The following is a 24,861-nucleotide window of genomic DNA, read 5'->3' on the forward strand; positions in this document are numbered from 1 at the left end:
TGGGCGGCAAGCCGAGGAGTGGATGCCATGCATACCCCAACCGTACGCGAGCAACTGGTCGAACATGCGCTGGTGCTGATCCGCCGTCGGGGGTTCAACGGCTTCAGCTACCGCGACCTGGCCGAACTGGTCGGGGTCAAGACCTCGAGCATCCATTACTATTTTCCGTCCAAGGACGACCTGGTGCTCGAAGCGGTGCGCGAATACAGCGCGCGCAAGCGGGCAATGCTGCAGGCCATCGATACCAGCCTGCCGTGCGCAGAGCAGGCGCGGCAATATCTGGGGCCGCTGCGCGAAGGCGCCTGCACCGACCAGGCCTGCGTGGTGGGCGTGCTGTCGGCCGACGTGCTGTCGATGCCTGAAGCCGTGCGCGCCGCGATGCAGGACTTTATCCGCTTCAACGAGCAGTGGCTGGCGCGCCTGTTCGAACAGGCCGCAGCGCGGCGCGCGGCGCCGTATCCGATGCCGCCGCAGCAGTTGGCGCAGGTGGTGTTTGGCGCGTTGCAGAACGGCCTGATCAGTGCGCGGCTGTTCGGCACGCGGGAACGGATCGATGCGGCGGCGGCGCTGCTGGTCAGCGCCATGCCAGTGGAAGCGGCGCTAGCCGAAGCCTGATCCGGCGCGCGCGACCGCATCGCAGAGCCACTGCGGATCGTCGTGCGGCAGGTCATGGCCGGCCCAGTGATGCGTCAGCAAGGGCACGTCCCAGGCCTGCGCGATGCGCGCCGAGCAGGCCGGGCTGACCAGCCGGTCCGCCGCGCAGGCCAGCAGCAATACCGGACAGCGCGGCCGGTCGACTGGGGCGCAGTAGCGCGCGGCGGCCAGCAGTTGCGCCAGCGCGGCCTGCCGGCTGACCGGTGCGTCGGCCGCGATGGACTGCCAATGCGCAAGGTCGCTCGCCAGCGAGTCGGTGCGCGCGCACGTGATGGCGTGGATGGTCCGCTCGCAGTAGGTGCGGTCATGCCAGCGCGGCGCCAGGCTTAGCAGCTTGCCCCAGTTGCGCGGCCGCAGGCGTTGCGCCGGCGTGCAGAAGGGCCGCATGCTGGTGTTGACCAGCACCAGGCCGCCGACTTCTTCCGGATACGCGCTCGCCCATTCGGTCGCGGCCATGGCCCCGAGCGACATGGCCAGCACGCGGTACGGTCCCGTCACGCCGGCGGCCGTCAGCTGGCGCCGCACCGCCGTTACCATGCCACTCACGTGCCACGGTGCCGGCTGCGCCGACAACGCGCCGTTGCCCGGCAGGTCGGGCAACAGCGGGCGTCCCAGCCCGGCTGCCTCCCATTGCGCGGGCAGCGTTCCCCAGTGGCGCGATTCGCGCGTCAGTCCCCGCAAGAACACCCATCTCATGGCGGCTCCGTGTGCCAGTGCGCGCGTGCCTGTTGCAGCAGTTCGTCGCGCTGCGCGCCGCGCGGCAGCCAGCGCTCCGGCGCAAAGGCGATGCGGCCGAGAAAGTCGAACAGGCTGACGTGCCGGCGCAGCACGCGCGCGGTGCGGTGCGCCTTGATCGGGTTGAAGATGCCCTCGCGCGAGAACAGCTGGCGCGGGTTTTTCTTGATCCACAGCCAGGAGCCCAGCTCCAGCGTCATCGGCAGGAACAGGTTGCCGCGTGGGGCCAGGTCATAGGCATGGTCCCACAGGTCGCCGTGCAGCAGGTACTGGTGGCTCTGCGGTTCGAAGGTATAGCCATGATGCGGATGGGCCTGCTCGAACAGCGTCTTGAGCAGGTACATCTCGGCCAGGTGCGGCATCGGCCGGCGCGTGCGCGCGTACGGGAACCAGATGCTGTCGCGCCAGCCGTAGCCGGAATGGCAGTCCACCGCAAAGCTGAGCGGGCGCGGCAGCAGTTCCTGCCGCACCACGCGCAGCAGGGCGCTGCTTTCGGCCTCCATCGGCGCGCCGGCGGCGCCGCGGTACCACGGCAGCCAGGCGCCGATGCGCTGCCCGCCGGCCAGGAAGGGCACGCGCGCGTCGGCATCCTGCGGGCCGTTGCGCATCAGGTCGACGCCGTTGGGGTTGGCGCGCGTACCGGCCCACATGCCGCCGGGGTTGACGATGGGCATGAACACCAGCCGCACCGACTGCAGCTCGCGGTGCAGCAGTTCATCCCAGGCGAGGCGGGACAGCACCGAGCGCAGGTAATCCAGCACCAGCTGCGTGCCGATGCGCTCCAGCCCGTGGATGCCGCCGAAGATGCCGATGGCCGGCGCGCCCGGATCGCGGCTGCCGAGCGTGGCGACATGCAGGCCAAAGCGGTGGCTCTGCACGGTGGTCTCGCACACCACTTGCGTATCGAGCACGTGGCCGCCGGCATCCAGCAAGGTCAGCAACTGGTCGTATTCCGGGAAGTCTGCGCGCGGGTGCATGGGTCAGCCTGCCGGCACGCCTGCTGCTGCTTGCATGGCTGGCCAGCCGCCCGCAACGGCCACGTCAGGGATGAAGCGGCAACCAGCAGTCATGAGATTGAATCGGACGAGGCGTGGTGAAGCAGGCATCCAAGGGGGCTCTGATGACGGAACCGCCGGATCAGGCAGCGTGGGCGGTGAGGGCCGGCTCGTCCAGCGCCACGCAATCCAGGAAGGCGCCGACCAGCCGCGTTTGCCGCCGGCTCTGCAGGCAGTATAGGTATTCGTGCAAGACCGGCGCGCCCGAGGCAAACGGCACCACGCGCAGCAGCGGGTCGCGCGGCACCTCGCCCAGCGGCACCACGCTGGCGCCCAGGCCCTGGCGGATCGCCTCGTAGATGGCCTCGCGGCTGCCGATCACGGTGTGCGGCGGCAGCTCGAGCCCGCATGCGGCCAGCGCGGTCTCGGTGGTCTTGCGCGTCATCGAACCGTGCTCGCGCACCAGCAGGTGGCAGCCGCGCAATTGCGGCAGGTCGATTTGCGCAAGCCGTGCCAGCGCATGGCCGGGATGGACCACCAGCACCATCGGGTCGGTCGCGAGCCGGACGCGGGCCAGGCGGTCATCGTCCACCGGATGCGACGACACCGCCGCGTCGATGCGGTACTCGAACAGCGCTTCGAGCATTTGCTGCGAGTTGCCGATATCCAGGCTCACGTCGATCGCCGGGTAGCGCTGGCGGAACGCCGCCACCGCGCGCAGGATGTAATACGGCCCGGTGGCGCCGATGCGCAGGTTGCCGAAGCGCAGGTTGCCCGCGTTGCGCAGCAGGTAGTCGGCATTGCCTTCCTGCTGCATCAGCTGCTCGACCACCGGCATCAGCGCCACGCCGACGTCGCTCAGGTCGACGCGGCTGGCGCGGCGATGGAACAGCTCCACGCCGTAGGTTTCCTCCAGCTGGCGGATGCGTCCGGTGACTGTGGGCTGGCTGACGCGCAGCTGCCGGGCCGCCATGGTGATGCTGCCCTGGCGCGCCACTTCGAAAAAGGTCATCAGCAGGTCGCCTAGCATGGTCATCCGCGCGGAGTTGGGGGAAGGGTCCGGACCAGGCCGGACGACCGCGCAGTCTAGCGGGCCAATATGACAAAACGGCTACGCCCGCCCGGGCCCGGTCCGCATGGGACCGGCCGGGGCGGGACTGGCGTAGCGGCCAGGCCGCGTCGGCGTCAGCCGGCCGCGCCCATCGCCGGGTCGGACACGCCATCCTTGCCGGTTTCGATGCGCCCGGCAAAGCGGCGCGTAAAGCCGCCTTGCGCGGTGGTGACGGTGAAGTCGTACCAGTTGCCCTGGCGCGCCACCGGCCAGTGCTGCTGCAGCTGCATGCCGGCGGGCACCTCGTAGGTCCACGGGCCGTCGGTGCGGTAGGCGTTGGCCTGGACGGTGAATGTGCAGGGCGCGCTGCCGGTATTGATCATGTCCACGTACACCGCGGCGTTGGCGATGTCATAGCAGACCCGGATCTCGGGCGCGCTGGCCCCGGCCGCGGCCACCGCCGCCACGTCGCCGCGGAAGGCGCGGTGGAAGCCGTTCGGGCCCAGCACCCACAGGTCGTACTTGCCGCCGTCGGTGGCAAAGACGTCCCAGCTGCCATGCAGGGCCTTGCCCGGCTCGACCATATAGCGGCGCGGCACGCGGTCCAGGTGCAGGCGGTCGTAGACATGGAACACCGCCGCCGCCGTGCCGGTATTGCTGAACAGCAGCCACACCGCGCGCTGGTCGCGGGCGTCTTCGCGCGCGCTGACGTGCAGTTCATAGGGCAGGGCGCGCGACGGGCGCGTGCCGGGGTCCTGCTGCGGCATCTGCTGGCTGCCGGCCGGGGGCAGCGGCACCTGCGGCAGCACGCCCTGCGCGGTGCGGATGGCGTCGGCGCTGGCCTTGTCGCGGCTGGGCAGCTGCGGCAGCGGGTTGGTGTTGGGGCTGACGAAGTTGAAGGCCGAGGTCAGGTCGCCCGCCACCGCGCGGCGGTAGCCGCTGATATTGGGTTCCGCCACGCCGAAGCGGGCTTCCAGGAAACGCAGCACCGAGGTGTGGTCGAACACCTGCGAGTTGACCCAGCCGCCGCGGCTCCAGGGCGAGACCACGTACATCGGCACGCGCGGGCCGGGGCCGTAAGGACGCTTGTCGACGTGGTATTCCGGCTTGATCTGTTCCGGCTCGAGCGTGGTGGCGCCGGCCAGCGTGTCGCCGTCATAGGCCGGGGCGCAGGGCGGCGGCAGGTGGTCGAAATAGCCGTCGTTCTCGTCGAAGTTGATCAGCAGCACGGTCTTGCTCCAGACCGCGGGATTGGCGGTCAGCGCATCGAGCACCTCCTGCGTGTACCAGGCGCCCTGCACCGGGCTGGACGGCCCGGGGTGCTCCGAGTACGTGGCCGGCGCCACGATCCACGACACCTGCGGCAGCTTGCCCGCGGCGATATCGTCGCGCAGCGCCTGCAGGAAGCCGCCGTCGGGCATGGTGTTGGCGACGCCCTTGAGCAGCGGGCTGACCGCGTCGTCGGCGCTGGTGTACGGCGGATAGGGGCTGCCGTTGGCCTGGTTGCCGCGCGCGGCATTGGCGTCGCGGTATTGTTTGAAACCCGCGAGCGGGTTGTCGGTGAAGTTGTCCGGCATGTTCTGGTAGACCTTCCAGCTCACGCCGGCGATTTCCAGGCGTTCCGGGTAGGTCTTCCAGGTATAGGGCGTATTGGAGCCCGTGAACGAGTCGCCGCTGTTGTCGATCACCGGGCCGCCTTGGGCGCCGCCCGGATCGTTGGTGCCGGTCCAGTGGAACAGCCGGTTCGGGTTGGTGCCGCCATGGAAGCTGCAGTGATAGGCGTCGCACAGCGTGAAGGCATTGGCCAGCGCAACCTGGAAATCCAGTTCGGCCTCGGTGTAGAAGCCCATCGACTGGGTCTGCTTGTAGGTGGGCCACTTGTTCATGCGGCCCAGGTCCCAGGCGTTCTGCGCGTCCGGATACGAGTGCGGGGTGCCGCTGACGCGCTGCGCATTGCCGGCGCTGCTGTCCAGGTGGTAGGGCAGCACGGTGCGGGTGGTGCTGCCGTTGGTATAGGTCTGCTGCCAGACGTTCAGTCCGCCCGCCAGCGGGATCGGGAAGCGGTCGCCAAAGCCGCGCACGCCGCGCAGGGTGCCGAAGTAATTGTCGAACGAGCGGTTTTCCTGCATCAGGATGACCACGTGCTCGACGTCGCGGATGGTGCCGGTGGCGTTGTTGGCAGGGATCGCCAGCGCGCGGCGGATCGACGGCGGGAAGGCCGCCAGCGCAGCGGTGGCGGCGGCGCTGCCGCCGGCGAGCTTGAGGAAGTTGCGTCTGCTTTGGGGATTCATGGGATTCGGTACCGGATGGTTGCGGGGAGGGTAGACAGGCCAGGCCGGGTTCAGGGCGCGCAGCGCAGCTGCGGCTTGACGGCCGGAGTCTCGCCAGGCCGGTCGCTGCCGTTCCCCTGGCCGGGGTTGCCGCCGGTGCCGGGAACGCCGGGCGTGATCGGCGCCGCGGCCGGCGTGCCGCTGGCGCCCTCGCCGGAGTCGCCGCCGCAGCCGGCCAGGGCCGCGCTCAGCAGCAAGGCGGCCAGCCAGTGCGGCCGGGCCAGGGTGGAGGGTCGAAAGGTCATGGTGTCAATCTCCTGCAGGGGGATCGGGGTGCGGGGAGGGTGAAGGCCGGCCGGCACCCGTTCCCTGGGGAAACGGGTGCGCCGCCGGATTCCGGGATTCAGGGATTCAGCGTCGACAGCGGCTGGCGTGCGCCGGTGATGGTCTTGAGCTCGTCGAGCGTCAGCACGCGCGTCCACATCGCCAGGTCGTTCAGCCCCATCACGCCCTTGAGCGCGCCCGGGTTGTTGCCGACGTAGTTGTGGGTGGCATCGTCGTTGACGCCCCAGCCGGTGCCGAGGCCTACCAGCTTGGTCACGTCGGTGTTGGCGATCGCCTTGTTCTCGGTCTTCTGCAGGCCGAGCACGGGGTCGATGACGTAGGCGCTGAAGCGCTTCGCCGCCGCATCGACCGACAGTGCCAGGTAGGCCCACTGGTTGGCCGACACCTTCATGCCGTTGATGTCGTCGCGCTTGCCGCTGCCGCTGCCCAGGTTGAAGCGGATCTCGCAGCTGCCGAACAGGGCGATGGCGATGCCGGCATTGCCGCCCGAGATGTAGTTCTTGTTCGACAGGATGGGCTCGCCGGTGCCGTTGCCCTGGGTGCAGTCGGTGCGGAACCAGAGGCCGATGGTGAACTGCGGGCTTTGCGCGATATCGGCCGCGTTGTACTTCAGCAGGTAGCTGTCGATGCGCGAGTCCAGCTGCAGCGACTGGCCGCCGAAGTTGTCGGCCGCGAGCGTGCCGCCGTCGACGCTTGCGACCCAGGGGCCCAGCGTGGCCGCGTTCTTCGCGTCGGCGAACGGCTTGCTGTCCAGGCTGAAATACGACGCCAGGCCAGTGAGCAGCGACGGCATCAGCGTCACAGGTTTGACGTAGTGGATCTGCGCCAGGTACGACACCGGCACGTCGTTGCGCACCAGCGTGTAGTTGAACTGGTACAGGCCCGTGGGCATGTCGAAGGCCTTGTCGGTGAAGGTCCGCACCTCGGGTCCCAGCGCGGCGATCTGTACGCCGTCGCGCAGCACGCGCGTGACGCCGTAAGCCGGGCTCGGGTTCTGCCAGGTCAGCGTAATGGCATCGTTGTACTGGCTGATGCTGGCGCCGATGGCACGCACGCCGGCGGTGGCGGTGGTCAGCGCGGAGCCGTCCAGGCGCGTTGCGGCGGGGTCGAGCGCGACGCCGGCGTGTGCCAGCACGGTCGGGACGATATCGGCCTCGGTCGGCAGCGCGGACAGGTCCGCCGGGGTGTCGGGGGCCGCGGCGCCGGTCCTGGCCAGCGCGCTATTCAGCGTCTTGTTGGTGGCGAGGAACGCGGTGCGGTTCTCCACCGTCGGCACCGTGGTGGTGGCGCCGGTGGCATCCAGGCCGTGGCTGGTGGTGACCAGCACCAGCCAGTCCTCGCCCGGCTGCGCCTGGCGGCGCGCGGCCACGGCGGCCAGCAGTTCGCCCAGCGCCTGGTCGGTCTCGCCGAGCGCGGCGGCATAGGCGCCGTTGCCGAAGCCGCCGGCCTGCGCGGCCTGCGCCGGGGCGCTGTACTGCGCGAACACCACGCCATAGCCTGACTGCACCTGGCGCACGGCATTCTGCGTGACGCAGCGGTCGACGCCCGCGCAATCGACCAGCGTATCGAGGACGCCCGCGTCCTGGTCCGTCTTGAGCAGGCCGGGCAGTGCCGGCGCACTGACCGCGGCGCCTTGCTGCAGCCCGGGTTTGGCAGCCGTGCGCAGGTAGTGGAACACGGTCGGCGCGCGCAGCGCGGTGCTGCCGGTGTCGTCGTCGATGCCATGGCGGTTGGCCCACGCGCCGGTCAGCACCGTGGCCCAGCTGGGCGCATCGAGCGGGGGCTGGGCGGTGATGGTGCCCGGCATGCCGCCGGTGGCGGTCGGCACCAGGTTCAGGCTGGCCAGGTTGGGCAGCTCGCGCCGCAATACCGCGCCTTGCACCTGCGCATACGTGGCGCCGTCGACGCCGACCAGCAGCACGCGCGCGCCGCTGGCGCGATCAGGCTCCGGAGCGGGCTTGCTGGTGTCGGTATCGTTGGGCGCGCCGGACGTCGCGCTGCCGTCGCCGCCGCAGCCTGCCAGCGTCGCGGCCAGCATGACTGCGACGGTGCCGGCCAGCGCACGCGCTCGCGCCGTCCCCGACAACCAGCCTGCCAGCCGGCCCGGTGCAAGGTTCCCTGCCATCGTTCATTCCCCTGTTCATCTGCGTTGTTGTGCGCCGGCGGCAATGGCCGCGCGGCGGATTGCGTGTGCCGCAATGCGCTCGCAGAGTAAGAAACGGGGTTGTCACCGTGGTGACAGCGGGGCAAAGAATGCTGATGGGGGTATTCGGATTCTTGAGGCGGTCCTGGCGACCGAGGTCTAGGCCTGCGGTGCGCCGTCGGCTTCGCCGCCCACGCCAGCCTGCATCAACAGCACCGCGTCGCGCTTGTCCAGCAGGTGCTGGCGCAGGATCGCGGCCATGCGCTTGCCGTCGCGGGCTTCCAGTGCTGCCAGCATCTCTTCATGGTCGTGGATGGCGCTGTCCCACTTGGGCTTGCGGTAGTTGGAGCGAAAGCGCAGCGCCTGCAGCCGCCGGTTGACTGACAGGTAGGTCTGGCGCAACGCCGCATTGCGTGCCGCCAGGTTGATGCGATCGTGGATCTGATGGTTCAGGCGGTAATAGCCGGGCAGGTCTTCGTGGGCGCGGCAGGCCAGCATTGCGTAGTGCAGGGCCTTGAGCTCGGCCAGTTCCACGGCGGTAATGCGCTCGCAAGCCAGTTCGCCGGAGAACGCCTCCAGGTTGCTCAACAGCTCGAACGTGTCCCGGATCTCGGTTGCGGACAGGCGCGCCACGCTGGCGCCGCGGTTGGGCGAGATCTCGACCAGGCCTTCGGCCGCCAGCACCTTCAGCGCTTCGCGCAGCGGCGTGCGCGAAATGCCCAGGGTCTCGGACAGCTCGCGCTCGTTCAGCTTGCGCCCCGGCTCCAATGCACCCTCGATGATCAGCGTGCGCAGATGGTTCACCACAGTGTCGTGCAGGCGCTGGCGCTCCACCGGGGGGAGCTGGCGCGGCAGGTCAGGGTTGGAATTGGCTTGGCTTTGCATTCAATTCGTCCAGTGGACAGATTGAATTCAATTTTAGCAGCCGCTTAACAGGAGCGCCAGATCGGTGGTAAACCCTTATTTGGCCGGGTAAACGCTACTGAAAAAGGCGGAAATGGAGCCTGCTTTTTCATATCTCCTTTGGTAAAGTATTTTGCATTCAAAACCCAAACGGAGGAGTTCCATGCTGAATCTCAACTTTCATCCCGCCGGCCGCCACTTCCTGCAGATCCCCGGGCCCAGCCCCGTTCCGGACCGCATCCTGCGTGCCATCAGCTACCCGACCATCGACCATCGCGGCCCGGAATTCGGGGCGCTGGGCCTGAAGGTGCTGGATGGGATCAAGACAATCTTCAAGACCGAGCACCCGGTGGTGATCTACCCGGCATCGGGCACCGGCGCATGGGAAGCGGCGTTGTCGAACACGCTCAGCCCCGGCGACACCGTGCTGATGTTCGAAACCGGCCACTTCGCCACGCTGTGGAAGAAGATGGCTGAGAACCTGGGGATCCGCCCGGAATTCCTCGGCCTGCCGGGCGTGGAGGGCTGGCGCCACGGGGTGCAGGCCGACATGATCGAGGCGCGCCTGCGCGCCGATGCCGCGCATGCCATCAAGGCGGTGTGCGTGGTGCATAACGAGACCTCGACCGGCGTGACTTCGGATATCGCCGCGGTGCGCCGCGCCATCGACGCGGCCGGCCATCCGGCACTGCTGCTGGTCGACACCATCTCCGGGCTGGCATCGGCTGACTATTGCCATGACGAGTGGGGCGTGGACGTGACCGTGTCGGGCTCGCAGAAGGGCCTGATGCTGCCGCCGGGCATCAGCTTCAACGCGGTATCGCCCAGGGCCATCGAGGCTTCGCGCTCGGCCCGGCTGCCGCGCAGCTTCTGGGGCTGGAATGAAATCATCGAGATGAACCGGACCGGCTACTGGCCCTATACCCCCAGCACCAATCTGCTCTATGGCCTGTCCGAAGCGCTCGACATGATCCTGGAGGAGGGCCTGGACAACGTCTTTGCCCGCCACCAGCGCCTGGCCGAGGCGTGCCGGCGCGCGGTGAGGGCTTGGGGCCTGGAGATCCAGTGCGCGGACCCGTCGGTCTACAGCCCGGTACTGACCGGCGTGATGATGCCCGATGGGGTCGATGCGGACGTGGTCCGCCGCCATATCTATGAGCGCTTCAACATGTCGCTGGGCGCCGGCCTGGGCAAGGTCAAGGGCCGCATGTTCCGCATCGGCCATCTGGGTGACTGCAACGATCTCACGCTGATGGCCACGCTGGCCGGCTGCGAGATGGGGCTGAAGATCTCGGGCGTGCCGGTCGCCGCCAGCGGCACCGTTGCCGCCATGGAGTACCTCGCCGCGCATACCGTGCCGCTGTCGCTCCAGGCTGCCGCCTGACGCAACCCTTCCCATCCGGTACCGGGGCGGCCGCACGCGCCGCCCCGGCCGGCAACTGATCGCAACGGATCAGCGCAGCACCGCCGTACCTGACAAAAATACCGAGGAGACGCTGTGGATACGACCCTGCAGGCGGGAACAAGGATCAGGACGTTCGAGGATGCGACCTATCGCAAGGTGAGCTGGAGGCTGGTGCCATTTTTGATGGTCTGCTTCCTGATCGCCTATCTCGACCGTGTCAACGTAGGTTTTGCCAAGCTCCAGATGTCGCAGCAACTGGGCTTCAGCGAAACCGTCTATGGGCTGGGCGCCGGGATTTTCTTTATCGGCTACTTCCTGTTCGAAGTGCCGAGCAACCTGGCATTGCACAAGTTCGGCGCCAAGGTGTGGATCGGCCGGATCATGATCACGTGGGGGATACTGTCCGCGTGCTTTGCCTTCGTCGAGACGCCAACGCAGTTCTACACGCTGCGCTTCCTGCTGGGCCTGGCCGAGGCCGGCTTCACGCCCGGCATCGTGTATTACCTGTCGTGCTGGTATCCGTCGCACCGGCGCGCCAAGATCATGGCGATCTACTGCATGGGCTCGCCGCTGTCCGGCATCATCGGCAATCCGCTGTCGGGCTTCCTGATGGGCAGCATGGCCGGTGTTGGCGGGTGGGGCGGCTGGCAATGGATGTTCATCATCGAGGCGGTGCCGGCGGTGCTGCTGGGCTGCTTCTGCTTCTACTACCTCGACAACTCCATCGCCAAGGCCAAGTGGCTCACCAGCGACGAGAAGCGCGTGCTCGAGCAGGCCAAGGCGGAGGACGTCAAGGCGGCGGACCCGCAGGCCCGCGTCGGCAAGGTGTTCACCGATCCGCGTGTCTGGCTGATCAGCCTGATTTGCTTCTGCTATGTCACGGGGCAGTACGGCATCACGCTGTGGCTGCCGACCTTCATCAAGTCGACCGGCGTCGCCGACCCGCTCCATATCGGCCTGCTGAGCGCGATCCCGTACATGGCCGCCATTGTCGCGATGTATTGCTTCGGCCGTAGCGCCGACAAGCACCGCGAACGGCGCTGGCACCTGATCATCCCTTGCATGATGGGCGCGATCGGCTTCCTGGCGCTGCCATGGGTGATGCACAACACCGCGCTGTCGCTGGTGTTCCTGTCGATCGCCGCCGCCGGCATCCTGACGTGCACACCGCTGTTCTGGTCCCTGCCGACGGCGTTCCTCAGCGGCGCGGCAGCGGCCACGGCCATCGCCATGAGCAATTCGATCGGCAACCTGGCCGGCTTCACCAGCGGATACATGATCGGCTATCTGCGCGACGTGACCCAGAGCGGCAACAGCGCCTACTACATGATCGCCGGCATGCTGGTCCTCGGCGCCTTCGCGATCTGGACGATCCCTGCCAGGCTGGTCAACCGATAGCCGGGCAAGGCGGGGCGTGGCCACCTTGCCGTGGCCCCGCCCCACTTCACCAACCCTTCGCGCGCCTTGCCGGCGCATGGAAACCCTTCATGAAGATCTCTGACGAACCGGTGCCGCACGGCGCGGGCCAGCACGCGCCGTTCAGCGTGATGGAAGCCACCGTTGCCGGCGCGCATGCCGCGATGCGCGATGGCACGCTGACGGCGCGCCAGCTGGCCAGCCGATGCCTGGACCGCATCGCCGCCTATGACCAGCGCGGCCCCGCGCTGCGCAGCATCCTGCAGGTCCATCCACGGGCACTGGAAGAAGCGGACCGCCTCGACGCCATCGTTGCGCGCAATCCCTCGCAACCGCTGGCGCCGCTGCATGGCATGCCGGTGCTGGTCAAGGACAACATCGAATGCGCGGGCATGGCCACGACCGCGGGCGCCGAATGCCTGCGCGGCAACGTGTCCGCCAGCGATGCCTTCGTCATTCGCCGCCTGCGCGAGGCGGGCGCCGTGGTATTGGCCAAGACCAACCTGCACGAGCTTGCCTCCGGCGGCGAGACCGTCAGCACGCTGGGCGGGCAGACGCTGAATCCTTATGACCTGGCCCGCACGCCGGGCGGGTCCAGCGGCGGCACCGCCGCCGGCATCGCGGCGAGCTTCGGCGTGCTTGGCCTTGGCACCGACGGGGTCAATTCCATCCGCTCGCCGGCCTCCGCCAACAACCTGGTCGGACTGCGCCCGACCATGGGGCTGATCAGCCGCGCCGGGCTGATCCCGTGCGGGCTGACGCAGGACACCATCGGCCCCATCACGCGCACCGTTGCCGATGCCGCGCTGATGCTCGACGTCATCGCCGGCCATGACCCGGCCGATCCGGTCACCAGCGAAGGCGCCGGCCATCTCCCGGCAAGCTATGCCGCAAGCCTCGACCGCGACGGACTCCGGGGCGCGCGCATCGGCGTGCTGCGCAGTTTCTTCGGCGGCCAGGACGAGCATCGCCCCGTCAACGCGGTGATGCAGCAGGCGCTGGCCCTCATCGCCGCACAGGGCGCCGGGCTGGTCGACATCGACGACGCCATCCGCCCCGACGAATTACTGGCTTCCACGCTGGTGCACCACTACGAGATGGCGCGCGATCTCGATGCCTACCTGTCGCAGCTGGCGCCCGGTGTGCGGGTGCGGTCCATACAGGACATCATCGCCGCGGGCGGCGTGCATCCCAGCGTGGCCGGAACGCTGGCCACCGCGGTCGCGCTGAGCGGGCAGGAGGCCGAATATCGCGAGCGCCTGCAGCGCCAGCACGCCTTGCGCCAATGGCTGCGCGACCTGGTGGCGCAGCATCGGCTTGACACACTGGTGTTTCCGCACCAGCGGCGGCTAGTGGTTCCGGTCGGCGAGACCCAGACCGAGCGCAACGGCGTGCTGGCGTCGGCCACCGGCTTTCCCGCCATCGTCATCCCGGCCGGATTTTCCGCGCCGGAGCGCAATGCGCCGCAAGGCGTGCCGGTGGGGCTGGAATTCTTCGGCCTGCCTTTCACGGAGCCCGTGTTGTTGCGCCTGGCGTTCGCGACCGAGCAGGCCTTGCAGGCCCGCCGGCCGCCGCGCTCGACGCCGGCCCTGGCGTAACGGCGCGCCGGAACGAGGTTTTATCGCTGCTCGACAATGCCCGCCGCTCACGGCGGCGCCAGGCTCGCGGACACACCGCGGCGACCTCTAGACGAGGAGGAGACAAAAGATGGGCGCAGAAACTGTAGTGCAATCGCCGAATTCCCCCCAGCAGCATGAGCTGGACCGGGCCATGGACGGCATCGGGGTGACCGCCTCGCACAAGAAGATCATCTTCATGATCATGCTGGGCGTGATGTTCGATGTGTTCGAGCAGAACGCCGTCGGCCTGATCGGCCCCATGCTGCGCGAGCAGTGGGGCATTTCGGTGGCGGAAATCGGCTTTCTCAACACACTGACGTTCAGCGCGGCCGCGCTGGGGCGCATCGGCTCCGGCTATATCGCCGACCGCTACGGCCGGCGCGCGATGCTGAGCGCCAACCTGCTGCTGTTCACGCTGGGCGCCATCATCTGCGCACTGGCGCCGAACTACTGGGTGCTGGCGGCGGGCCGCTTTATCGTCGGCATCGGCCTGGGCGGGGAGATCTCGATCGCCGTGACCATGCTGGCGGAGCTGTGCTCGACCCGTTTCCGCGGCACGGCGGTGGGCCTGGTCAGTGTGGGCAGCGGCGGCCTGGGCAATATGCTGGCGCCCGCGTTCGGGCTGGCGGTCTTTGCCATGTTCCCGGGACCCGATAGCTGGCGCTGGCTGTTTGCCTGCCTGGTGCTGCCGGCGTTCTTCGTCATATTCTATCGGCGCTTTATCCCGGAGACGCCGCGCTTCCTGCTGTCCAAGGGCCGCGTGGACGAGGCCAACCGCGTGCTGTCGGTGCTGGCATCGGGAAAGCTGGGCAAGCTCGATGGCGAGCCGACGCCATACATCAAGGCGGCGATGCAGGATGAAGCGCCGCGCGCCAAAGTGCGGCTGAGCGACATCTTCAAGGGCCGGCTGGGACGGCGCACCATCGCGCTGGGCATCGCGGTGTCGATGACCTATGGCGCGCAGATCTCGGTGCTGACGCTGATGCCGACCATCCTGATGGCGCAGGGCTATACCATCTCCAAGAGCTTTCTCTTCACCATGGTGATGCAGAGCGGCAGCCTGTTCGGCGCGCTGGCGGCGTCGTACTGCGGTTATCACATCCCGCGCAAGCGGGTGCTGACCGTGGGCGCGGGCCTGGCCTGTGCAGCGGGGCTGTGCTTCGGCTTCCTGACGTATAACGTGGCGCTGGTGCTGCTGTTCGGCGCGGCCTTCACCTTCTGCGTGGTGTTGCTGAATACCTCGATCTGGATCTTCGCGCCGGAACAGTATCCTACCCATGTGCGCGCCTTCGGTACCTCGCTGATCCTGGCGCTGGGCACGCTGGCGGGGGCGCTGACGCCGCTGGTCAGCGGGCGCGTGTTCGAGACCTACGGCGTCGGCGGCATGTTCAGCATGCTGGCGGCGATGTATGGCGTCTTCGCGCTGGCCGTGCAGTTCGCGCCCGAGACCTTCGGTCGCGCCATGGGCGAGACCGACGATGACGCCGACGGTCAGCACGAGGTGCGCGGCGAGGCGGCCAACGCCAGCGCTTCCTGAAGCCGCGGCCGCGCCGGCCAGCGTGGTGCGGGCGCGGCCTGACGGGCATCCATGAATTCACAAGGAATCAACCAAGTCATGACATCCACCCATATCGACCAGGTCGCCCAGGCGCTGCTCGGCGCGCGGCGCGAGCACCGCTGCGTTGATGCGCAGCCGTTCGCCACGGCGCTGGAGAATGCCGAGCAGGCTTACGCAGTGCAGGCCATCGTAGCGCAGTCACTGGGCTGGCAAGAGCCCGGCGCCGCGTACTGGAAATCCGGGGGTCCCTCGCGCGAAGCCACGCTGACCCATGCGCGTCTGCCGGCGGCCGGGGTGTGGAACAGCCCCGCGCATGCCGGGGACTGGCCCTTCACATGGCGCGGCATCGAGGCGGAGATCGCGTTGCGGCTGGGGCAGGGCGTGGACGCGGCACAGGCCGCCCGCCTTGACTACGCCGGTGCGGCAGCACTGGTCGAGGCGATGGCGGTGTCCATCGAGATCGTCGATTCGCGCTGGCAGCAGTACGTGCAGGCACCCGCCTTGCTGAAGCTGGCGGACCTGCAGGCGCATGGCGCGCTGGTACTGGGGGCGTGGCGCGACTATGCCGCGCGCGACTGGGCCAGCCAGCGCTGCGTGGTGCAGATCGGCGCCCAGACTTTCGAGCGCCGCGGCACCCATGCGCTAGGCGATCCCGCCCATGGACTGGTTGCCTGGCTGCGCCATGCCACGCGCGACGGGGCACGCGTCGAGGCCGGCACGGTGGTGACCACCGGCACCTGGGTCGGCATCCTCGATGCGTCCGCGGGCGACCTGGTGACGGCGGCGTTCGATGGCGTCGGCGAAGCCTCGGTCCAGCTCTGAGGTTCACACACCGGTGCGCGGGGCGTCAGCTGTGGAAGCCCACGCCCCGCATGATCAGCCGCAGCACCCACGCGGCCACGCCCAGCGCCGCCACGCTGGCAGCCCAGATCAGCACCAGCCAGCCGACGCGGCGCAGCCAGGTGCCGGCGCGGGTGCCGCTTTCCGTATGCGGCGCGCCCATCAGTGGTAGCCCTCGCCGTGGCGGACCTTGCCGCGGAACACGTAGTAGGCCCACACCGTGTACATCAGGATGAATGGCACGATGAAGAGCGCGCCCACCAGCGCAAAGCCCTGGCTTTGCGGCGGCCCCGCGGCTTCCCAGATCGAGATCCCGGGCGGGATGATATTGGGCCAGACGCTGATCGCCAGGCCGCTGTAGCCCAGGAACACCAGTCCCAGCGCATACAGGAAGGGCGAGATATCCGGCTCGCGGCGCAGCGCGCGCATCAGCATGAACATGCACAGCGCCACCAGGATCGGCACCGGCGAGAACCAGAACAGGTTGGGCAGGCTGAACCAGCGCTCGGCAATCTCGGGATGGGTCAGCGGCGTCCACAGGCTGATCACGGCGATCACCGCCAGCAGCAGCCACGCCAGCGTGCCGGTCAGGCGGATCATGCGCTGCTGCAGGTCGCCCTCGGTCTTCATGATCAGCCAGGTGCTGCCCAGCACGGCGTAGGCCACGATCAGCCCGACGCCGCAGAACAGCGGGAATGGCGCCAGCCAGTCGAGCGGCCCGCCGGCGAAGCGGTGGCCTTCCAGCTTGATGCCGTCGATATAGGCGCCCAGCGCCACGCCCTGGAAGAACGTGGCCGTGGCCGAGCCGAGGATGAAGGCGGCGTCCCACACCGGACGTTCGCGGTCATTGGCCTTGAAGCGGAACTCGAACGCCACGCCGCGGAAGATCAGGCCCAGCAGCATCAGCATCAGCGGCAGGTAGAGCGCGCTCAGCACGACCGAATACGCCAGCGGGAACGCCGCCAGCAGCCCGGCGCCGCCCAGCACCAGCCAGGTTTCGTTGCCGTCCCACACCGGTGCGACAGTGTTCATCATCACGTCACGGTCATGCCGATCGGGTACGAACGGGTACAACATGCCGATGCCGAGGTCGAAGCCGTCCATCACCACGTACATCATCACGCCGAAGAAGATGATGACGATCCAGAGAAGCGAGAGATCGATGCCCATGGTGTCAGCTCCGGGTGCGTGCGGTGGGGGTGGGGGCGAGGACTTCATCGTCGTCCACGGCCGACAGGGGCCGCGCCGGCGTATGTTCGCGGCCCGGCCCGCCATACGGCTTGGGCTCTTCCAGCAACGGGCCCTTGCGCACCAGCCGCATCATGTAGGCGATGCCGACGCCGAACACGAAGCAATACGCCACTACGAAGATCGCCAGCGTCGTCGCCAGCTCCGGCACGCCGTGCGGCGAGACAGCGTCCGCGGTGCGCTGCAGCCCGTACACCACCCACGGCTGGCGGCCGATCTCGGTGGTGTACCAGCCGGCCAGGATGGCGATCACGCCAGACGGTCCCATCCACAGCGCCATATGCAGGAACGGACGGACGCGGTAGATCCGGTCCCGGCGCCGCAATATCAAACTCCACACGCCCAGCAGGATCATCAGCAGGCCCAGGCCGACCATCACCCGGAACGACCAGAACAGGATCGTCGCATTGGGCCGGTCCTGCGGCGGAAACTCCTTCAGGCCCTGGATCTGCCCGTCCCAGCTGTGGGTCAGGATCAGGCTGCCCAGGTGCGGTACCTCGACCGCAAATCGCGTTTCCTCGCGGGCCATATCGGGCCAGCCGAACAGCAGCAGCGGCAGGGCCTCGTTGCCCTTGTTTTCCCAATGTCCCTCCAGCGCGGCAATCTTGGCGGGCTGGTGCTTGAGCGTGTTGAGGCCGTGGAAGTCGCCGATCACCGCCTGGATCGGCGCGACGATCAGCAGCATCCACATCGCCATCGACAGCATCTTGCGGATGGCGGGATTGTCCCGTCCGCGCAGCAGGTGCCAGGCGGCGGACGCGCCGACAAACAGCGCCGTGGCCAGGAACGCCGCCACGCTCATATGCACGAGGCGATACGGGAACGACGGATTGAAGATGACTTCGAACCAGTTGGTGGGCACCACGCGGCCGTCGATGATCTCGAAGCCCGCCGGTGTCTGCATCCAGCTGTTCGAGGCCAGGATCCACGTCGCCGAGATCAGCGTGCCCAGCGCTACCATCACCGTGGAAAAGAAATGCAATCCGGGGCCGACCCGGTTCCAGCCGAACAGCATCACGCCGAGAAAACCGGCTTCCAGGAAGAAGGCGGTCAGCACTTCGTAGGTCAGCAGCGGCCCGGTGATGCTGCCCGCAAACTCGGAGAAGAAGCTCCAGTTGGTGCCGAACTGGTAGGCCATCACCAGGCCCGAAACCACCCCCATGCCGAAGTTGACGGCAAAGATCTTGGACCAGAAGTGATAGAGGTCACGGTACAGCGGGCGTTGCGTGCGCAGCCAGCAGCCTTCCAGCACCGCCAGGTAGGCGGCCAGGCCAATGGTGATCGCGGGAAAGACGATGTGGAAGGAAATGGTGAAGCCAAACTGGATGCGGGCGAGGTCGAGCGCGGTCAAACCAAACATGTCGTGTTCTCCGTGGCGCTGGCCTGGCGCGTGCCTCGGTCGGGTGCGGACTGCGTTGAAGAGGCTTGGGCAGTTCACACGCAGGCAGAAGCGCGCCGGGGGCGCGGGGGCAGGCGCGTGCGGTAAGCGTAGTGTACGCCGCGTGCGCCGCAAAGGGCAGCATCGTCCCCGGTAGCGGCCGGGCGACAAATCGCCGCACCTTTTGGCGCGCCTGTGCTTGCCGCTCAGGCCATTGCTGATGGGGAAATCGTAGCGGAGCAAAGCGAGGCGGAACAGAATCAAATCGATGGAAAAACACCGTATCAGATTGGCGCACTGCAGCAGGCATGAAGGCTGACAACCGTGGCAGGGAAGTGCATAGTTATGCGCCCTGTCTCGTCCGCCTTCCGCGTCCTGCCTGTGTCCTTCGATTCCACCTTGCTGATCGTCATTGCCGGTGCCGCCGTGGCCGGCTTCGTCCAGGGCTTGTCCGGCTTTGCCTTCGGCATGGTGGCGATGTCGTTCTGGGCCTGGGCGATCGAACCGCGGCTGGCCGCGGCGATGACCGTGTTCGGCGCGCTCACCGGCCAGTTGCTGGCTGCCGCGTCGGTGCGTCGCGGGTTGTCGTGGCGGCGCCTGTGGCCATTCGTCGCTGGCGGCGTGGCCGGCATCCCGCTGGGCGTGGCGGTGTTGCCGCTGCTGGACGCGCAGTGGTTCAAGGCAATACTGGGCGCGTTCCTGACGCTGTGGTGCCCGGTGATGCTGATGGCGCGCCGGCTGCCGCATATCGACGTGGGCGGGCGCGTGGCCGACGGCATGGCTGGCGCCGCCGGCGGCGTGATGGGCGGCATCGGCGGCTTTACCGGCGTGATTCCCACGCTGTGGTGCACGCTGCGCGGCTTCGACAAGGACGAGCAGCGCGCCGTGATCCAGAACTTCAACCTCGCCACGCTGGCCATGACCATGGCCGCCTATGTTGGCAAGGGCATCGTCACGCGCGAGATGCTGCCCATGTTCCTGGTGGTGGCGCCGGCAATGCTGGTGCCCACGCTGCTGGGCACCCGGCTTTACCTGGGCATCAGCGAGGCCACCTTCCGCAAGATCGTGCTGACGCTGCTGACGTTGTCAGGGGTGGCGCTGCTGGCTACTTCGGTGCCCGTGCTGGTGGCGCGCGGCGCGGGCTAGGTCTCGCCGCGGCCGCCTGGCGCAGGCACGCCAGCAGCTGGTCGGTGCCAATCGATGGCGCGCGTTCGCGCAGCGTGATGATGCCTACCGGTGGCAGCTCCACCGGCACCTCCATCTTCAGCACTTGCAGGCGGCCCTCCTGCTGCATCGCCAGTGCGGCCGATTCCGCCATGAAACCCGCAGCGCCGCGCTGGTCGACGAAGGTGGCCTGGGCCAGGTACGAGGAAGTCTCGATCACGTCCTGCGGCGGGTGCAGGCCGTAGCGGAAGAAGGCCTGCTCGATCTTTACCCGCAGCGAGGCCCACGGCGGCGGCAGCACGCACGGCATCGCGGCGAGATCGGCCCAGCCTGGCCGGTCCTTGCGCGCCAGCTTGTGGCCGCGCCGCACCACCACCACCATCGGCTCTTCATAGAGCGCTTCGGTCAGCAGGTCCGGCGCCGCATAGCCGGGCTCCAGACGGCCCACGATCAGGTCCAGTTCGCGCAGCCGCAGCTTGGGGAGCAAGTGGGTCAGGTCGCCTTCCTCCACCAGCACGGCGGCGTGCGGGTGGCGCTGCTTGAGCACGCCCACTGACTGTGCCAGCAGCACTGGCAGTGCCGCGCCCATCGAGCCGACGCGGATGCGCCCCGAAGCGCCGCTCTGCACCGCGGCAATCTCGTCGCGGGTCTGCTCGTACTGAGCCAGCACCGAGCGCGCAAAGCGCACCAGCGACTCGCCGGCGGGCGTGGGCTCGGTGCCGCGGGTGGAGCGCGTGAACAGCGTCAGCCCCAGCATTTTTTCGACTTCGGTCAGCACCTTGGACACCGCCGGCTGGCTTACCGACAGGAATTCGGCAGTGCGACCGAGATGGCGGAACTCGTCCAGCGCCACCAGCAGTTGCAGGTGGCGCAGCTTGATATTGGAGCGCAGCGCGCGGTCGATCTGTACCATGCCCGCAGTCTAGCTAACCATAAGGTTATGAAGCAATGCCAATTAGCGATTGGATTGTTATGGCTTGCGCCGACAGAATGCGGGCATGACGAGGCTGGCAGCGCCGGCTCCGCCGATAATCAAAACATCGGAGACACCCGCAAATGACTGAAGCATTCCCCATCGATGCCAAGCGCCGCCGCCTGCTCATCGGAGCCGCCGCGGGTGCCGCCGGCGTGCTGCTGCCGGCCACGCGGGCGCTGGCCGACCAGTACCCCGAGCGCCCCATCACCTTTATCTGCCCGTGGCCGGTGGGCGGCACCGCCGACCAGTCGATGCGCGCGCTGTGCCAGGTGGCCGGCGGCATCCTGAAGCAGTCGATCGTGGTGGAGAACCGTGCCGGCGCGTCCGGCATGATCGGCACCAAAGCCCTGGCGCGTGCCAACCCCGACGGCTATACCATCGGCCAGATCCCGATCTCGGTCACCCGGTTCTCCCAGCTCGGCATGCTGCAGCTCGACCCACGCACAGAGCTGACCTACCTGGCCCGCACCTCGGGACAGACCTTCGGCATCGCGGTCCCTGCCAACTCGCGCTACAAGACGCTGCAGGACGTGGTGGCCGCCGCCAAGGCCAGCCCCGGCAAGATCACCTATGCGCACGCCGGCATCGGCGGCGCCACCCATGTCGGCATGGAGCAGTTCGCGCTGGCCGCGGGCATACAGTTCAATGCCATCGCCTACAAGGGCGGTGCGGCCGCGCTGCAGGACGTGCTGGCCGGGCAAGTGGAGCTGCTCGCCGATTCCAGCTCATGGGCGCCGCACGTCGAAGCCGGCAAGCTGCGCCTGCTGGCAACGTGGGGCGAACAGCGCGCGACCCGCTTCAAGGACACGCCCACGCTCAAGGAGCTGGGCTACAACGTGGTGGTGGAAGCCCCCAACGGCATCGGCGCGCCCAAGGGCCTGCCGCCCGCCGTGGAGAAAAAGCTGCGCGACGCCTTCCGCGCCGCGGTCGCCAGCAACGAGTTCAAGCAGGTCGCGGCGCGGCTGGACGCGCCCGTGATGTACCTGGACGGGCCCGACTACAAGAAGTACGTCGCCAGCGTCTATGAACAGGAAACCCAGCTGATCCAGCGCCTCAAGCTGAAAGAACTGCTGCAGCAAAGCTGATGTCGCGCGAAGGCCAAGACCCAGTGAATCCCAATCCCGTCATCCGGCTGCATCCCAGCGACAACGTGCTGGTGGCGCGCAGCGAGCTCGGCCTGGGCCAGCAGCTGGCCGATCCCGCGGTGCGCGTGCGCGCCCAGGTGCCGGCCGGCCACAAGATCGCGGCCTGCGCCATCGCGGCCGGCACGCCGGTGCGCAAGTTCGACACCGTCATCGGCGTGGCCGCGCGCGATATCGCGCCGGGCGACCACGTGCATGCGCACAACCTGACGCTGGTCGACTTCTATCGCGATCCGGCCTTCTGCCAGGATGTGCGTCCGGTGGACTACGTGCCGGAGGCGCAGCGCGCCACCTTCAACGGCTTTGTGCGCGCGGATGGCCGCGTCGGCACGCGCAATTTCATCGGCATCCTGTCGTCGGTCAATTGCTCGTCCACCGTAATCCGCCAGATTGCGGCGCATTTCACGCCGCAGCGGCTCGCCGAGTATCCGAATGTCGATGGCGTGGTCGCCTTTGCGCAGACCAGCGGCTGCGGCATGTCGTCGCCCAGCGAGCATTTCGACGTGCTGCGCCGCACGCTGGCCGGCTATGCGCGCCATCCCAATCTCGCCGGCGTGCTGATCGTGGGGCTGGGCTGCGAGCGCAACCAGGTCGCGTCGCTGGTGGAGTCCCAAGGCCTGGAGCCGGGGCCCGCAGTGCATACGCTGGTGATGCAGGATACCGGCGGCACGCGCGCTACCATCGCGGCGGGAATCCGCGCGATCGAATCGATGCTGCCGGCAGCCAGCGCCGCGGTGCGCCAGCCGGTGCCCGCCAGCCACCTGAAGATCGGACTGGAGTGCGGCGGCTCCGACGGCTTTTCCGGGATCAGCGCCAACCCGGCGCTGGGTGCGGCCATGGACATCCTGGTGCGCCATGGCGGCACCGCGATCCTGTCCGAGACCCCGGAGATCCACGGCGTGGAGTTCATGCTGACCCGCCGCGCGGTCACGCCGGAAGTCGGGCAGAAGCTGCTGGACCGGCTGGCCTGGTGGGAGCGCTACACGGCGGGCCACAACGCGCAGTTCAACGGCGTGGTCGGTCATGGCAACCAGCAGGGCGGCCTGGCCAATATCTTCGAGAAGTCGCTGGGCTCGGCCATGAAAGGCGGCACCACGCCGCTGCAGGCGGTGTACGAGTACGCCGAGCCGATCGACCAGGCCGGCTTTGTGTTCATGGACTCGCCGGGTTATGACCCGGTGGCCGTGACCGGCCAGATCGCCAGCGGTGCCAACCTGATCTGCTTTACCACCGGGCGCGGCTCGATGTTCGGCTCCAAGCCGGCGCCGACGATCAAGCTGGCCTCGAATTCCGCGATGTACCACCGGCTCGAAGAAGACATGGACATCAACTGCGGCCTGGTGCTCGACGGCGAGCTGAGCGTGCCGCAGATGGGCCAGCGGATCTTCGAACACATCCTGCGCGCGGCCTCGGGCGAGCCGACCAAGAGCGAGCTGCTCGGCCTTGGCGACAACGAATTCGTGCCCTGGCACCTCGGCATCGTCAGCTGAGCGCGCGCCACCCATCTCTTCCCACAGATATCGATGCTGAAGCTTTCCGAGCCCACGCTGCTGCGCAGCCAGAACCTGATTGACGGCCAATGGCGCGATGCCAGCCTGGGTATGCGCTTTGCCGTGACCGATCCGGCCACCGCGGAGGCCTTCGCCAGCGTGGCCGACAGCGATGCCGGCGATGCCAGCCTTGCCGTCGACGCCGCCGCCGCGGCCTTTCCGGCCTGGAGCCGCCGGCCCGCGCGCGAACGCGCCCAGCTGCTCAAGCGCTGGCATGCGTTGATCCTCGCGCACGAGGACGACCTGGCGCGCATCATTTCGACCGAACAGGGCAAGCCCTTGAAGGAAGCGCGCGGCGAAGTGCAATATGGCGCGTCGTACGTGGAGTGGTTTGCCGAGGAAGCCACGCGCATCTGCGGCGACATCGTCGCCGAGGCCGTGCCGGGCCGCAAGCTGCTGGTGCTGAAGGAACCGGTGGGCGTGGTCGCCGCCGTCACGCCCTGGAACTTCCCGCTGGCGATGATCGCCCGCAAGATCGCGCCCGCGCTGGCCGCGGGATGTACGGTGGTGGCCAAGCCCGCCGAGGATACCCCGCTGACCGCGTTGGCGCTGGCAGGGCTGGCGCAACAGGCCGGCATGCCGAAGGGCGTCGTCAACATCGTCACGGCCTCGCGCGAGCACACGCCCGGCGTGGTCGATGCCTGGCTGGCGGACAGCCGCGTGCGCAAGGTCACGTTCACCGGCTCCACGCCGGTCGGCAAGCACCTGGCGCGCGAATCCGCGGCAACGCTGAAGAAGCTCTCGCTGGAACTGGGGGGAAACGCGCCGTTCATCGTCTTCGACGATGCCGACCTGGATGCCGCGGTCGATGGCCTGATGGCGTCCAAGTTCCGCAACGGCGGGCAGACCTGCGTGTGCCCGAACCGCGTCTATGTGCATGACACAGTGCACGACGCATTCGTCGAACGCCTGGCACAGCGCGTCGGCGCGCTCCATGTCGGCCCGGCAACCGAAGACGCCGCACAGATCGGCCCGATGATCAATGCGCGCGCCGTCGACAAGATTGCGCGCCATGTCGAGGATGCGGTCGCCAGGGGCGCGCGCGTGGTCACCGGTGGCAAGCGCGTGCGCCGCGCCGACGGCCCGAATTACTATGCGCCGACGGTACTGGTCGGTGCCACCCCCGCGATGGCGCTGTCGTGCGAAGAGACCTTCGGCCCGGTCGCGCCGATCTTCCGTTTCCGCGACGAAGCCGAGGTGATCCGCGACGCCAACGACACCCCGTTCGGCCTGGCCGCTTATTTCTACTCCAGCGACGTCCGCCGCATCTGGCGCGTGGCCCAGGCACTGGAGACCGGCATGATCGGCATCAACGAAGGCGCGATCGCGGCCGAGGCGGCACCGTTCGGCGGCGTCAAGGAATCCGGCTACGGGCGTGAAGGCTCGCGCCACGGCCTGGACGATTACATGCATACCAAGTACCTTTGCCAGGGCCAGCTAGGCTGAAGCGCCAGGCGCATCCTCTTCGC

Annotated in this window: 21 protein-coding genes; 10 read left to right on the forward strand and 11 right to left on the reverse strand. The window is 68.1% G+C overall.

All coding sequences use genetic code 11. From position 1 onward, the window contains the following. The first annotated feature begins 27 nt into the window (after positions 1-27). Positions 28-615: a TetR/AcrR family transcriptional regulator gene (locus RALTA_RS20765; protein WP_012355890.1), complete on the forward strand. Its 588-nt coding sequence runs from the start codon at positions 28-30 to the stop codon at positions 613-615. On the opposite strand, the gene RALTA_RS20770 is transcribed toward RALTA_RS20765, so the two are convergent. The 7 genes from RALTA_RS20770 to RALTA_RS20800 all read right to left on the reverse strand — a co-directional run bounded on the left by RALTA_RS20770 (position 601) and on the right by RALTA_RS20800 (position 9,078). Continuing rightward, positions 601-1,350 carry an alpha/beta fold hydrolase gene (locus RALTA_RS20770; RefSeq protein ID WP_012355891.1) on the reverse strand — a complete coding sequence of 250 codons (750 nt, stop codon included), beginning with the start codon at positions 1,348-1,350 and terminating at the stop codon, positions 601-603. The genes RALTA_RS20765 and RALTA_RS20770 overlap by 15 nt on opposite strands. After that, positions 1,347-2,366, reverse strand: coding sequence for a M14 family zinc carboxypeptidase (locus RALTA_RS20775; protein WP_012355892.1), 1,020 nt, complete (start codon positions 2,364-2,366; stop codon positions 1,347-1,349). The genes RALTA_RS20770 and RALTA_RS20775 overlap by 4 nt, the downstream gene beginning before the upstream one ends. A gap of 160 nt (positions 2,367-2,526) precedes the next feature. After that, positions 2,527-3,414, reverse strand: a complete 888-nt coding sequence (locus tag RALTA_RS20780; RefSeq protein ID WP_025581549.1) for a LysR substrate-binding domain-containing protein — start codon at positions 3,412-3,414, stop codon at positions 2,527-2,529. A gap of 155 nt (positions 3,415-3,569) precedes the next feature. Beyond that, on the reverse strand, positions 3,570-5,726 hold the full coding sequence (locus RALTA_RS20785; protein WP_012355894.1) for a phosphocholine-specific phospholipase C: 2,157 nt from the start codon (positions 5,724-5,726) through the stop codon (positions 3,570-3,572). A 50-nt stretch (positions 5,727-5,776) separates the two neighbouring features. Next, on the reverse strand, positions 5,777-6,010 hold the full coding sequence (locus RALTA_RS20790; RefSeq protein ID WP_012355895.1) for a hypothetical protein: 234 nt from the start codon (positions 6,008-6,010) through the stop codon (positions 5,777-5,779). A gap of 98 nt (positions 6,011-6,108) precedes the next feature. Further along, on the reverse strand, positions 6,109-8,175 hold the full coding sequence (locus tag RALTA_RS20795) for a LamG-like jellyroll fold domain-containing protein (RefSeq protein WP_012355896.1): 2,067 nt from the start codon (positions 8,173-8,175) through the stop codon (positions 6,109-6,111). 177 nt (positions 8,176-8,352) lie between these two features. Then, positions 8,353-9,078, reverse strand: coding sequence for a GntR family transcriptional regulator (locus tag RALTA_RS20800; protein WP_012355897.1), 726 nt, complete (start codon positions 9,076-9,078; stop codon positions 8,353-8,355). Positions 9,079-9,259: 181 nt separating this feature from the next. Here RALTA_RS20800 and RALTA_RS20805 point away from each other — a divergent pair, with 181 nt between their 5' ends. From RALTA_RS20805 to RALTA_RS20825, 5 genes are all read left to right on the forward strand, one after another. Further along, positions 9,260-10,480, forward strand: a complete 1,221-nt coding sequence (locus RALTA_RS20805) for a pyridoxal-phosphate-dependent aminotransferase family protein (RefSeq protein ID WP_012355898.1) — start codon at positions 9,260-9,262, stop codon at positions 10,478-10,480. A gap of 114 nt (positions 10,481-10,594) precedes the next feature. Beyond that, positions 10,595-11,899, forward strand: coding sequence for an MFS transporter (locus RALTA_RS20810; RefSeq protein WP_012355899.1), 1,305 nt, complete (start codon positions 10,595-10,597; stop codon positions 11,897-11,899). Positions 11,900-11,988: 89 nt separating this feature from the next. Next, entirely contained in the window at positions 11,989-13,515 is a 1,527-nt protein-coding gene (locus RALTA_RS20815; RefSeq protein ID WP_012355900.1) for an amidase family protein, read from the forward strand. A 109-nt stretch (positions 13,516-13,624) separates the two neighbouring features. Continuing rightward, a complete protein-coding gene (locus RALTA_RS20820; RefSeq protein WP_012355901.1) occupies positions 13,625-15,073 on the forward strand; it encodes an MFS transporter in 1,449 nt (482 codons plus the stop codon). Between the two features lie 78 nt (positions 15,074-15,151). After that, positions 15,152-15,916 carry a fumarylacetoacetate hydrolase family protein gene (locus RALTA_RS20825; RefSeq protein ID WP_041232536.1) on the forward strand — a complete coding sequence of 255 codons (765 nt, stop codon included), beginning with the start codon at positions 15,152-15,154 and terminating at the stop codon, positions 15,914-15,916. Positions 15,917-15,941: 25 nt separating this feature from the next. Here the strand turns inward: RALTA_RS20825 and RALTA_RS29180 are convergent, their stop codons facing one another. Genes RALTA_RS29180 through RALTA_RS20835 form a run of 3 tightly spaced genes read right to left on the reverse strand, consistent with a single transcriptional unit; the run spans position 15,942 to position 18,542 of the window. After that, a complete protein-coding gene (locus tag RALTA_RS29180; RefSeq protein ID WP_012355903.1) occupies positions 15,942-16,097 on the reverse strand; it encodes a DUF2474 domain-containing protein in 156 nt (51 codons plus the stop codon). Next, positions 16,097-17,104, reverse strand: coding sequence for a cytochrome d ubiquinol oxidase subunit II (gene cydB, locus RALTA_RS20830; RefSeq protein WP_012355904.1), 1,008 nt, complete (start codon positions 17,102-17,104; stop codon positions 16,097-16,099). The genes RALTA_RS29180 and cydB overlap by 1 nt, the downstream gene beginning before the upstream one ends. A gap of 4 nt (positions 17,105-17,108) precedes the next feature. Then, entirely contained in the window at positions 17,109-18,542 is a 1,434-nt protein-coding gene (locus RALTA_RS20835) for a cytochrome ubiquinol oxidase subunit I (RefSeq protein WP_012355905.1), read from the reverse strand. A 363-nt stretch (positions 18,543-18,905) separates the two neighbouring features. On the opposite strand from RALTA_RS20835, the gene RALTA_RS20840 reads away from it, so the two are divergent. Then, positions 18,906-19,706: a sulfite exporter TauE/SafE family protein gene (locus RALTA_RS20840; RefSeq protein WP_012355906.1), complete on the forward strand. Its 801-nt coding sequence runs from the start codon at positions 18,906-18,908 to the stop codon at positions 19,704-19,706. Here the strand turns inward: RALTA_RS20840 and RALTA_RS20845 are convergent. After that, positions 19,666-20,637: a LysR substrate-binding domain-containing protein gene (locus tag RALTA_RS20845; protein WP_012355907.1), complete on the reverse strand. Its 972-nt coding sequence runs from the start codon at positions 20,635-20,637 to the stop codon at positions 19,666-19,668. The genes RALTA_RS20840 and RALTA_RS20845 overlap by 41 nt on opposite strands. A gap of 143 nt (positions 20,638-20,780) precedes the next feature. Here RALTA_RS20845 and RALTA_RS20850 point away from each other — a divergent pair, with 143 nt between their 5' ends. The 3 genes from RALTA_RS20850 to RALTA_RS20860 are packed head-to-tail and all read left to right on the forward strand — an operon-like array spanning position 20,781 to position 24,838. After that, positions 20,781-21,785 carry a tripartite tricarboxylate transporter substrate binding protein gene (locus tag RALTA_RS20850; protein ID WP_012355908.1) on the forward strand — a complete coding sequence of 335 codons (1,005 nt, stop codon included), beginning with the start codon at positions 20,781-20,783 and terminating at the stop codon, positions 21,783-21,785. Between the two features lie 23 nt (positions 21,786-21,808). Then, positions 21,809-23,332, forward strand: coding sequence for a UxaA family hydrolase (locus RALTA_RS20855; protein WP_041232754.1), 1,524 nt, complete (start codon positions 21,809-21,811; stop codon positions 23,330-23,332). A gap of 33 nt (positions 23,333-23,365) precedes the next feature. Then, on the forward strand, positions 23,366-24,838 hold the full coding sequence (locus tag RALTA_RS20860; RefSeq protein ID WP_012355910.1) for an NAD-dependent succinate-semialdehyde dehydrogenase: 1,473 nt from the start codon (positions 23,366-23,368) through the stop codon (positions 24,836-24,838). Positions 24,839-24,861: the final 23 nt, after the last annotated feature.

Source organism: Cupriavidus taiwanensis LMG 19424, assembly GCF_000069785.1.
Classification (GTDB): Bacteria; Pseudomonadota; Gammaproteobacteria; order Burkholderiales; family Burkholderiaceae; genus Cupriavidus; species Cupriavidus taiwanensis.

What these genes read in the sequence shown, in the direction of transcription:
- RALTA_RS20770 (WP_012355891.1), bottom strand. Translation starts at nt 1,350, where the DNA reads ATGAGATGGGTGTTCTTGCGGGGACTGACGCGCGAATCGCGCCACTGG.
- RALTA_RS20790 (WP_012355895.1), bottom strand. Translation starts at nt 6,010, where the DNA reads ATGACCTTTCGACCCTCCACCCTGGCCCGGCCGCACTGGCTGGCCGCC.
- RALTA_RS20765 (WP_012355890.1), top strand. Translation starts at nt 28, where the DNA reads ATGCATACCCCAACCGTACGCGAGCAACTGGTCGAACATGCGCTGGTG.
- RALTA_RS29180 (WP_012355903.1), bottom strand. Translation starts at nt 16,097, where the DNA reads ATGGGCGCGCCGCATACGGAAAGCGGCACCCGCGCCGGCACCTGGCTG.
- RALTA_RS20820 (WP_012355901.1), top strand. Translation starts at nt 13,625, where the DNA reads ATGGGCGCAGAAACTGTAGTGCAATCGCCGAATTCCCCCCAGCAGCAT.
- RALTA_RS20795 (WP_012355896.1), bottom strand. Translation starts at nt 8,175, where the DNA reads ATGGCAGGGAACCTTGCACCGGGCCGGCTGGCAGGCTGGTTGTCGGGG.
- RALTA_RS20785 (WP_012355894.1), bottom strand. Translation starts at nt 5,726, where the DNA reads ATGAATCCCCAAAGCAGACGCAACTTCCTCAAGCTCGCCGGCGGCAGC.
- RALTA_RS20850 (WP_012355908.1), top strand. Translation starts at nt 20,781, where the DNA reads ATGACTGAAGCATTCCCCATCGATGCCAAGCGCCGCCGCCTGCTCATC.
- RALTA_RS20825 (WP_041232536.1), top strand. Translation starts at nt 15,152, where the DNA reads ATGACATCCACCCATATCGACCAGGTCGCCCAGGCGCTGCTCGGCGCG.
- RALTA_RS20775 (WP_012355892.1), bottom strand. Translation starts at nt 2,366, where the DNA reads ATGCACCCGCGCGCAGACTTCCCGGAATACGACCAGTTGCTGACCTTG.
- RALTA_RS20805 (WP_012355898.1), top strand. Translation starts at nt 9,260, where the DNA reads ATGCTGAATCTCAACTTTCATCCCGCCGGCCGCCACTTCCTGCAGATC.
- RALTA_RS20800 (WP_012355897.1), bottom strand. Translation starts at nt 9,078, where the DNA reads ATGCAAAGCCAAGCCAATTCCAACCCTGACCTGCCGCGCCAGCTCCCC.
- RALTA_RS20815 (WP_012355900.1), top strand. Translation starts at nt 11,989, where the DNA reads ATGAAGATCTCTGACGAACCGGTGCCGCACGGCGCGGGCCAGCACGCG.
- RALTA_RS20780 (WP_025581549.1), bottom strand. Translation starts at nt 3,414, where the DNA reads ATGCTAGGCGACCTGCTGATGACCTTTTTCGAAGTGGCGCGCCAGGGC.
- cydB (WP_012355904.1), bottom strand. Translation starts at nt 17,104, where the DNA reads ATGGGCATCGATCTCTCGCTTCTCTGGATCGTCATCATCTTCTTCGGC.
- RALTA_RS20860 (WP_012355910.1), top strand. Translation starts at nt 23,366, where the DNA reads ATGCTGAAGCTTTCCGAGCCCACGCTGCTGCGCAGCCAGAACCTGATT.
- RALTA_RS20835 (WP_012355905.1), bottom strand. Translation starts at nt 18,542, where the DNA reads ATGTTTGGTTTGACCGCGCTCGACCTCGCCCGCATCCAGTTTGGCTTC.
- RALTA_RS20840 (WP_012355906.1), top strand. Translation starts at nt 18,906, where the DNA reads ATGCGCCCTGTCTCGTCCGCCTTCCGCGTCCTGCCTGTGTCCTTCGAT.
- RALTA_RS20845 (WP_012355907.1), bottom strand. Translation starts at nt 20,637, where the DNA reads ATGGTACAGATCGACCGCGCGCTGCGCTCCAATATCAAGCTGCGCCAC.